The sequence below is a fragment of the Methylophaga sp. UBA4204 genome (assembly GCF_002379485.1).
Classification (GTDB): domain Bacteria; phylum Pseudomonadota; class Gammaproteobacteria; order Nitrosococcales; family Methylophagaceae; genus Methylophaga.
This window is the reverse complement of sequence record NZ_DFTU01000099.1, coordinates 8,954-10,799: the sequence shown is the minus strand read 5'-3', so window position 1 is coordinate 10,799 and position 1,846 is coordinate 8,954. Positions and strand designations below refer to the sequence as shown.

The following is a 1,846-nucleotide window of genomic DNA, read 5'->3' as shown; positions in this document are numbered from 1 at the left end:
CGGATGCAAAAGACGGCAAAGAATTGCCGCCTGAAAAATCGGAAAAGGTAGATAAGACGGAAAAAACGGCTGACAATTCAGAACTGGAATCCGATAAAGCACCGACTAAAGAAATCATTGTCGAAACTGACGGCAAAACTGATAAGACTGAGAGTGAGGATGAAAGTGATCCTTTAATGATTTTGGCTGTTACTCCCGTGACAGAAAAGAAAACTGAAAAGCAGCAGCTCGCCACAACGCCATTAATAAATATTCCACAGTCCGGTGATAAGGATATGAAAAAATCTGTACTTGCGATGCAGAGCAAATCAAATAATGCAGATTTTTCAGCAACGTCAATCCGTGCAGATATACTTCAGGCAATTCAGAAGCAAAATGTGGAAGGTGATGCGGTTACCACCGAAAAGGTTAAGTTAATGATGCAAACGGCGGGGAAAACGCCGGAACAGTTTATGACAGCCAGTGCTGAAACAATTTCCGCGATGCGGCAACTGGATCCTCAGGCGGAGAGAAGTTCAGCCAGCAAACTCAGTAGTCCTTTAGTATTTTCTACCATCCCGGGTATGACCACGTCTGTGGCTGGTACACCGAGTGTTGCTAATCCCGCTTTATCGCTGGACATACAACCTCAGCTTAACAGTGCAGCTTGGGGCAAAGTGATGAGTAGCCGGGTGGTTTGGATGGCGCGTGAGGGTGTTCAACAAGCAGAGTTAAGGCTGAATCCGGCTAATCTCGGCCCTGTAGAGGTCAGGTTGAGTATGCAAAATGATCAGGCCAATGTTACTTTTATTGCCTCAAATGCAGCAGCAAGGGATGCTTTGGAGCAGGCACTGCCGAGATTACGTGAGAGTTTCAACGAAAGCGGACTGGCATTAAATAATGCTGAAGTAAGCCATCAGGATCAGCCTTCGCAGGGTTCTGAGCAAGATGAACAGTTACATGGCGGCAATAATATAGCTCAAGTTATTGTTGAAACGGACGATATGGACAATGAAGCAACACAGTTATCAGTTGATTCACCAGATAATAGTGTCGGTGTGAGTGTGTTTGCATGATAATTACAATAATTATAAACATAGAAGGGAGAATGCGGCGTGTTTAAGTTAGAGAATTATTCGCTGAGAAAACGCATGTACATTGTTGCCGGATTTGGCATTATCGGTTTGGTGGTGCTGGCCGGGTTAATGTTCTACATGGAACTGAACGCGGTTACCTCGATGCAACAACTTAAAGTGGTGGCTGGATTTGTTGTTATCGGTAGTGCACTGATCATGTTTATGGCACATGTTATTGGACGTTTTGGTGACAAACGCGCAACCACATTGGTCAATGGAATTCAGAATATTAAGAAAGGCGACCTCACGCAAAAAATTGCCATTTCCGGTAAAAGCGATTTCAGCTGGATGGCATTTGAACTAGACAGTGCCCGCAAAAATGTTGCCAATCTGGTGCACACGCTGATTGGTGGTGTCAGTCAGCTAAATACCGCAACCCAAAACATGACGGTCATCAGTAAAGAAACGGTGACGGGAGTATTAAAACAGCAGGAAGAGACTGATCAAGTCGCGACAGCGATGAATGAAATGACTGCCTCTGTTCAGGAAGTAGCACGCACCGCAACCAATGCTGCTGAAGCCGCACGTAATGCCGATAATGAAGCTAAAGCCGGCAAGCAGGTGGTACTCGAGACAATGCAATCTATTGATACTCTGGCCAGCGAAGTTGAAAAAGCGGCTGAGACTTTAAGTGAACTCGAAGCGGATATCGGTAATATTGGTGCAATCGTTGATGTCATACGCGGAATTACAGAGCAAACCAATCTGTTGGCATTGAATGCTGCTATTGA

2 protein-coding genes are annotated in these 1,846 nt (G+C 45.1%); both read left to right on the top strand.

The features are described from left to right. Positions 1-1,055: flagellar hook-length control protein FliK (locus B3182_RS14870; RefSeq protein ID WP_292753347.1), on the top strand; the 1,055-nt coding region annotated here is incomplete at its 5' end. A 39-nt stretch (positions 1,056-1,094) separates the two neighbouring features. Then, positions 1,095-1,846: methyl-accepting chemotaxis protein (locus tag B3182_RS14865; protein WP_292753344.1), on the top strand; the 752-nt coding region annotated here is incomplete at its 3' end.